We start from the raw sequence: 7950 nt of genomic DNA, 5'->3' as shown, positions 1-7950 counted from the left end.
CATGTGCTGGCTGAACCACCGCCTTCGCGAGCAAGCCCGCTCCCACATTGGTTTTGTGGTGTTTGGAGAATCGGGGGATTACAGCTGCGGGGTTTCTTCCGTCGGCTTGGTCTTGTCCACACCCGGCACATGCAGGTTGCCTTCGACCACCTGGTTGCCTTCCAGCTGCGGCTGCGTCACCCACGTCAGAATGTCGTAGTAACGCCGGATGTTCGCCACAAAATGCACGGGCTCACCGCCACGGGCATAGCCATAACGCGTCTTGCTGTACCACTGCTTCTGCGACAGGCGCGGCAGCATTTTCTTCACGTCCAGCCACTTGTTCGGGTTCAGGCCTTCTTTTTCGGCCAGCTTGCGCGCGTCGTCCAAATGGCCGGTGCCGACGTTGTACGCCGCCAGGGCAAACCAGGTGCGGTCCGGCTCGGCAATCTTGTCGTCCAGCTCATCCTTGATCTTGGCCAGGTACTTGGCGCCGCCCATGATGCTCTGCTTGGCGTCCAGGCGGTTGGACACGCCCATGGCCTGCGCCGTGTTCTGGGTCAGCATCATCAGGCCGCGCACGCCGGTCTTGGAGGTCACCGCCGGCTGCCAGAGTGATTCCTGGTAGCCGATGGCCGCCAGCAGGCGCCAGTCGACCTTTTCTTCCTTGGCATAGGCCCGGAAGTGTTTCTCGTATTTGGGCAGGCGCTGTTGCAGATGCTGGGCGAAGGTGTAGGCGCCCATGTAGCCGAGTACATCGACGTGCCCGTAATAGCGATCTTTCAGGCGTTGCAGCGTGCCGTTCTTTTCCACCTTGTCGAGGTAGTTGTTGACCTCGTTGAGCAGGCTGTTGTCTTCACCGGCGGCGACCGCCCAGGCCTGATGGCTGGCGTCACCGAGGTCAAAGGCCACCCGCACGTTGGGGAAGTACACCTGGTTCATCGCCACTTCGTTGGAGTCCACCAGGGTCAGGTCGATCTGGCCCTCATCCACCATGCGCAGCAGGTCGACCACCTCAACGGCGTCGGACTCTTCGTATTCAATCCCGGGAAACTGTTTTTTCAGCTGCGCCAGTTGCTCGGCGTGGGTGCTGCCCTTGAGCACCATGATCTTCTTGCCCACCAGGTCTGCCGCGGTGGTCGGCCGGGACTGGCCGTTGCGGTAGATGATCTGCGGGGTGACTTCCAGATAAGGGTGGGAGAAACGCACTTGCTGGCGACGCTGCTCACTGCTGACCAGGCCGGCGGCGGCCAGTACCGGGCCGTTGGGTTTGCCGATCTGCGAGAACAGGTCATCCAGGTTGTCGGCCGCCTCGATCTCGAGCTTTACCCCTAACTCGTCGGCAAAACGTTTCACCAGTTCGTATTCGAAGCCGGTTTCGCCGTTACGGTCCTGGAAATAAGTGGCCGGACTGTTTCGGGTGACCACCCGCAATACGCCATCCTCCTTGATTCGCTCGAGCGTGTTGGGTTTATCCACACACGCACTGAGCAGCAGGAAGAGTCCGGTAACGAAGAGCCATTTGGCGCATCGCGGGCGTAAAGCAGTAGGGGAGAACATCTGCGCAGTATACGCAAAGGACCCTCGGCGCCATATCTCGACAGCGGGGCACTTGTCTGCTAGCGCCCGTAAACCTTGGCTGCAGCCCGCAGAAACGGGGCTTGGCAGCCGATTGTGACGGTTAAAATAACTGCCCGGAATAGCCTGTGTGGCCATATGATATCGTGCGATTTATGCCAACTGACGTCCGGCTGCGGCCACTGGTGCCGTTTCGGGTGCCGTTGGCGACGGTTTACGCTAGAATGCACGGCCTCAAAGCACACCCCCTTCCCGAGGCTGTCCCGAAGATGTTGATCCTGCGCGGCGCTCCTGCCCTTTCTGCCTTTCGCCACAGCAAACTCCTTGAGCAACTGAGCCAGAAGGTACCTTCTGTCAGTGGCTTGTATGCTGAATTTGCTCACTTCGCCGACGTTACTGGCGTTTTGACCGCCGACGAACAGCAAGTGCTGGCGCGCCTTCTGAAGTACGGTCCCAGCGTTCCTGTTCAAGAGCCTAACGGCCGCTTGTTCCTGGTCCTGCCACGGTTCGGCACCATCTCGCCCTGGTCGAGCAAGGCCAGCGACATCGCCCGCAACTGCGGCCTGGACAAAATCCAGCGCCTGGAACGCGGGATTGCCTTCTATGTAGCAGGCCAGTTCAGCGAGGCCGAGGCCGAGCTGATCGCCAGCAGCCTGCACGACCGCATGACCCAGATCATCGTCAGCCAGCTGGAACAGGCCGCCGGTCTGTTCAGCCACGCCGAACCCAAGCCGCTGACCGCGATTGACGTGCTCGGTGGTGGCCGTGCCGCCTTGGAAACCGCCAACACCGAGCTGGGCCTGGCCCTGGCCGAAGACGAAATTGACTACCTGGTCAACGCCTTCATCGGTCTGAAGCGCAACCCGCACGACATCGAACTGATGATGTTCGCCCAGGCGAACTCCGAGCACTGCCGCCACAAGATCTTCAACGCCAGTTGGGACATCGACGGCCAGAGCCAGGAAAAAAGCCTGTTCGGCATGATCAAGAACACCTACGTGATGCACAGCGAAGGCGTTCTGTCGGCTTATAAGGACAATGCCTCGGTCATCGTCGGCTCTGTCGCCGGCCGTTTCTTCCCGGACCCTGAAACCCGCCAGTACGGTGCGGTGCAAGAGCCGGTGCATATCCTGATGAAAGTCGAGACTCACAACCACCCGACCGCGATTGCCCCGTTCCCGGGCGCTGCCACCGGTTCCGGCGGCGAGATTCGCGACGAAGGTGCAACCGGTCGTGGCGCCAAGCCAAAGGCCGGCCTCACCGGCTTCACCGTGTCCAACCTGCAGATCCCGGGCTTCGAACAGCCGTGGGAAGTGCCGTACGGCAAGCCTGAGCGCATCGTCACCGCGCTGGACATCATGATCGAAGGCCCGCTGGGCGGCGCCGCGTTCAACAACGAATTCGGGCGTCCGGCCCTGACCGGTTACTTCCGTACTTTCGAGCAATCCATCACCACCCCGCGTGGCGATGAAGTGCGCGGTTACCACAAGCCAATCATGTTGGCCGGCGGCATGGGCAACATCCGCGCCGAACACGTACAGAAAGGCGAGATTCTGGTCGGCTCCAAGCTGATCGTCCTCGGTGGCCCGGCGATGCTGATCGGCCTGGGTGGCGGCGCCGCTTCCTCCATGGCCACCGGCACCAGCTCGGCCGACCTGGACTTCGCTTCCGTACAGCGTGAAAACCCTGAGATGGAACGCCGTTGCCAGGAAGTCATCGACCGTTGCTGGCAACTGGGTGACAAGAACCCCATCAGCTTCATCCACGACGTCGGCGCAGGTGGCTTGTCCAACGCCTTCCCGGAACTGGTCAACGATGGCGACCGTGGCGGCCGTTTTGAACTGCGCAACATTCCAAACGACGAGCCGGGCATGGCCCCGCACGAAATCTGGAGCAACGAATCCCAGGAACGCTACGTGTTGGCGGTAGGTCCTGCAGACTTCGAACGCTTCCAGGCGATTTGCGAGCGCGAGCGCTGCCCGTTTGCGGTAGTCGGCGAAGCCACTGCCGAGCCGCAACTGACGGTCACCGACAGCCACTTCGGCAACAGCCCGGTGGACATGCCGCTGGAAGTGCTGCTGGGCAAAGCCCCGCGCATGCACCGTTCGGCCGTGCGTGAAAACGAACTGGGCGACGATTTCGACCCGTCGACCCTGGCCATCGCCGACTGCGTGGAGCGCGTCCTGCACCACCCGGCCGTTGCCAGCAAAAGCTTCCTGATCACCATCGGCGACCGCACCATCACCGGTCTGGTTGCCCGTGATCAAATGGTCGGCCCGTGGCAGGTCCCGGTGGCTGACGTTGCCGTCACCGCCACCAGCTTCGACGTGTACACCGGTGAAGCCATGGCCATGGGCGAACGCACTCCGCTGGCGCTGCTGGACGCCCCGGCATCGGGCCGCATGGCCATCGGCGAAACCCTGACCAACATCGCAGCGTCGCGTATTGCCAAGATCTCCGACATCAAGCTGTCGGCCAACTGGATGTCCGCTGCCGGTCACCCGGGTGAAGATGCGCGCCTGTACGACACCGTGAAAGCGGTCGGCATGGAGCTGTGCCCTGAGCTGGGCATCACCATTCCGGTGGGCAAGGACTCCATGTCCATGGCCACCCGCTGGAACGATGAAGGCGTGGACAAGAGCGTCACCTCGCCGCTGTCGCTGATCGTTACCGGCTTTGCGCCAGTCACCGACATTCGCCAGACCCTGACCCCGCAACTGCGCATGGACAAGGGCACCACCGACCTGATCCTGATCGACCTCGGTCGCGGTCAGAACCGCATGGGCGCCTCGATCCTCGCCCAGGTGCACGGCAAGCTCGGCAAGCAGGCCCCGGACGTCGACGACGCCGAAGACCTGAAAGCTTTCTTCGCCGTGATCCAGGGCCTGAACGCCGACGGCCACCTGCTGGCTTACCACGACCGTTCCGACGGTGGTTTGCTGACCAGCGCCGTGGAAATGGCCTTCGCCGGTCACTGCGGCCTGAGCCTGAACCTCGATGGCCTGGCAGAAACTTCCGCCGACATCGCAGCAATCCTGTTCAACGAAGAGCTGGGCGCCGTGATCCAGGTTCGCCAGGACGCAACCCCGGACGTACTCGCACAGTTCAGCGCCGCTGGCCTGGGCGACTGCGTGGCCGTGATTGGCCAGCCGATCAACAACGGTGAAATCAACATCGTCTTCAACGGCGAAACCGTGTTTGAAGGCCAGCGCCGCTTGCTGCAACGCCAGTGGGCCGAGACCAGCTACCAGATCCAGCGCCTGCGCGACAACGCCGACTGCGCCGAGCAGGAATTCGACGTGATCCTGGAAGAAGACAATCCGGGCCTGAGCACCAAGCTCAGCTTCGACGTCAACCAGGACATCGCCGCGCCTTACATCAAGAAAGGCATCCGCCCACAAGTGGCCGTACTGCGTGAGCAGGGCGTCAACGGCCAGGTGGAAATGGCGGCGGCGTTCGACCGTGCCGGCTTCAATGCGATCGACGTGCACATGAGCGACATCCTCGCCGGTCGCGTCGACCTCAATGAGTTCAAAGGCCTGGTTGCCTGCGGTGGTTTCTCCTACGGCGACGTACTGGGTGCCGGTGAAGGCTGGGCCAAGTCGGCCCTGTTCAACAGCCGTGCCCGTGACGCGTTCCAGGGTTTCTTCGAGCGTAACGACAGCTTCACCCTGGGTGTGTGCAACGGTTGCCAGATGATGTCCAACCTCAGCGAACTGATCCCGGGCAGCGAGTTCTGGCCGCACTTTGTGCGTAACCGATCCGAGCAGTTCGAAGCGCGGGTTGCGATGGTCCAGGTACAGGAATCCAACTCGATCTTCCTGCAGGGCATGGCCGGTTCGCGCATGCCAATCGCCATCGCCCACGGTGAAGGCCATGCCGAGTTCGCCAGCGAAGAAGCACTGCTGGAAGCCGACCTGTCCGGTACCGTGGCCCTGCGTTTCGTCGACAACCACGGCAAGGTCACCGAAGGCTACCCGGCCAACCCGAACGGCTCGCCGCGCGGGATCACCGGGCTGACCAGCCGCGACGGTCGCGTCACCATCATGATGCCGCACCCGGAGCGTGTGTTCCGCGCCGTGCAGAACTCGTGGCGCCCGGAAGAGTGGAACGAAGACGGCGCGTGGATGCGCATGTTCCGTAACGCTCGCGTCTGGGTGAACTAAGTCGGTGTACAAGCTCAGCTTCTTTGTGCCCGACAGCCACGTGGAGACGGTGAAAGCCGCCGTCTTCGCAGCCGGCGGCGGGCGCATCGGCAACTACGACAGCTGCGCCTGGCAGGTACTGGGCCAGGGCCAATTCCGCGCGATGGACGGCAGCCAGCCGTTTATCGGGCAGGTGGGGCAGGTTGAAGTGGTTGAAGAATGGAAGGTTGAGCTGGTGGTGGCAGATGAGTTGATCGTGGCTGTGGTGGCTGCGTTGAAACTGAGCCATCCGTATGAGGCACCGGCGTATGAGGTGTGGCAGTTGGCGGATTTTTGATTCGCTGGCTGCAAAACAAGAAACCCGCTGGGCCAGTTTGGTCAGCGGGTTTTTTGTTGCCTGTCACGGCCATTCGCGAGCAAGCCCGCTCCCACATTTGACCGCGTTGCCATGACGGGCACCGATCAAAATGTGGGAGCGGGCTTGCTCGCGAAGAGGCCCTGATGCTCAGCAAAGATTCAGGCTTTTACCCCAACCTCACGGCCACTGACCAACCGCTCCAACGCCTCACCCAACCCCGAAGCCTTGTCACCAATCAGCAAGTGCCAAACCCCACTCTCAAGCTGGCTCACACCCTGGCAACCCAGCGCCGTCAGTTGAGATTCCGACAACACCGAACCATCCCCCAACTCCACCCGCAGCCGCGTCATCGCCACCGCATCCAATTGCAAAACATTGGCCCGACCGCCCAGCGCACTCAGCCATTTCTCGGCCTCATGCACGTTCACTGGCGTGCTCTTCTCAACCGGTGCAGCAGCGACCGGAGTGACGCCAACATACGAAGGCATCGCCAACCGAATCTCATCGGCAATGCTGTCCGCCATCGGCCCGACCACCACCTGCAAACTCCCGCCATTACCCGGTCGAACCACCGCCATCGCACCCAGCGCCTTCAACTCGGCATCCACCGCCTTGTTGCGATCCACCATGTCCAGCCGCAGACGCGTCGTGCAAGCACCCACACTCAGTAGATTCTCCGCACCACCCAGCGCGCGAATGTAAGCGCCGGCCCGCTGGTTATCAGTCATGGCCTCAGCCTGCACCACCTGAATATCCTCACGCCCGGGCGTCTTCAAATTGAAGCGACGGATGCAGTAGTTGAACACGCTGTAGTAGATCACCGCATACGCCAGCCCAACCGGGAATACCAACCAGCCGTTGGTGGATTTACCCCAACCCAGCACCATGTCGATAAACCCACCGGAGAAGGTAAAGCCCAGGTGAATGTTGAGCATGTTGGTGATCGCCATCGACAACCCGGTCAGCAGCGCATGCACCAGGTACAGGAACGGCGCGAGGAACATGAAGGCGAATTCGATCGGCTCGGTGACCCCGGTCAGGAACGAGGTCAGCGCCATCGACAGGAAAATCCCGCCCATGATCTTGCGCCGCTCCGGCAGTGCATTGCGGTACATCGCCAGGCACGCCGCCGGCAGGCCGAACAGCATTACCGGGAACATGCCGGTCATGAACTGCCCACCTTTCGGGTCGCCGGCAAAATAGCGAGTCAGGTCGCCGGTCACTACCGCGCCGGTCGTCGGGTCGGTGAAGGTGCCGAACACAAACCACGCCATGTTGTTGAGGATATGGTGCAAGCCGGTGACGATCAGCAGGCGGTTGAACACGCCAAACACGAACGCACCAAAACTGCCGCTTTCCATCAGCAGCACGCCGAAGCTGTTGATGCCTTGCTGCACGGGTGGCCAGATCAAACCAAAGATCACCCCCAGCGCCACTGCGGAGAACCCGGTGACGATCGGCACAAACCGTCGCCCACCAAAGAATGCGAGGTACTCCGGCAGCTTGATGTCCTTGAAGCGGTTATACAGCGCACCGGCCATCAAGCCGCTGGCGATGCCCGCGAGCATGCCCATGTTGATGCTGGCGTCCATCACCTTGAGGGTGGAGACCATCACCAGGTAACCGATGGCGCCTGCCAGGCCCGCCGTGCCGTTGTTGTCGCGGGCAAAACCCACGGCAATGCCGATGGCGAAGATCAGCGCCAGGTTGGCGAAGATCGCCTGCCCGGCGTCGTGCATCACCGCGATGTTCAGCAGGTCAGTGTCGCCCAGCCGCAGCAGGAGGCCGGCGATCGGCAGAATCGCGATCGGCAGCATCAGCGCACGGCCCAGGCGTTGCAGCCCTTCGATAAAATATTGGTACACGGCGTGTCTCCCTATTCTTGTTGTT

General features: G+C 61.8%; 4 protein-coding genes. 2 read left to right on the top strand and 2 right to left on the bottom strand.

Annotated elements, in window-relative coordinates; all coding sequences use genetic code 11:
• Positions 1 to 78: 78 nt before the first annotated feature.
• Entirely contained in the window at positions 79 to 1539 is a 1461-nt protein-coding gene (gene mltF, locus HX786_RS11365; protein WP_008438264.1) for a membrane-bound lytic murein transglycosylase MltF, read from the bottom strand.
• A 287-nt stretch (positions 1540 to 1826) separates the two neighbouring features.
• Here mltF and purL point away from each other — a divergent pair, with 287 nt between their 5' ends.
• Together purL and HX786_RS11355 are read left to right on the top strand one after the other, a co-directional pair.
• Positions 1827 to 5723, top strand: a complete 3897-nt coding sequence (gene purL, locus HX786_RS11360; RefSeq protein ID WP_008438262.1) for a phosphoribosylformylglycinamidine synthase — start codon at positions 1827 to 1829, stop codon at positions 5721 to 5723.
• A 4-nt stretch (positions 5724 to 5727) separates the two neighbouring features.
• Entirely contained in the window at positions 5728 to 6039 is a 312-nt protein-coding gene (locus HX786_RS11355) for an NGG1p interacting factor NIF3 (RefSeq protein ID WP_177027904.1), read from the top strand.
• Positions 6040 to 6218: 179 nt separating this feature from the next.
• Here HX786_RS11355 and nagE read toward each other — a convergent pair whose 3' ends face one another.
• On the bottom strand, positions 6219 to 7877 hold the full coding sequence (nagE, locus tag HX786_RS11350) for an N-acetylglucosamine-specific PTS transporter subunit IIBC (protein WP_218168906.1): 1659 nt from the start codon (positions 7875 to 7877) through the stop codon (positions 6219 to 6221).
• Positions 7878 to 7950: the final 73 nt, after the last annotated feature.

Origin of the sequence: Pseudomonas sp. 21615526 (assembly GCF_013386245.1) — a bacterium.
GTDB lineage: Bacteria > Pseudomonadota > Gammaproteobacteria > Pseudomonadales > Pseudomonadaceae > Aquipseudomonas.
The sequence above is the reverse complement of the archived record's forward strand: the minus strand, read 5'-3'. Positions and strand labels throughout refer to the sequence as shown.

What these genes read in the sequence shown, in the direction of transcription:
- mltF (WP_008438264.1), bottom strand. Translation starts at nt 1,539, where the DNA reads ATGTTCTCCCCTACTGCTTTACGCCCGCGATGCGCCAAATGGCTCTTC.
- purL (WP_008438262.1), top strand. Translation starts at nt 1,827, where the DNA reads ATGTTGATCCTGCGCGGCGCTCCTGCCCTTTCTGCCTTTCGCCACAGC.
- nagE (WP_218168906.1), bottom strand. Translation starts at nt 7,877, where the DNA reads ATGCTGCCGATCGCGATTCTGCCGATCGCCGGCCTCCTGCTGCGGCTG.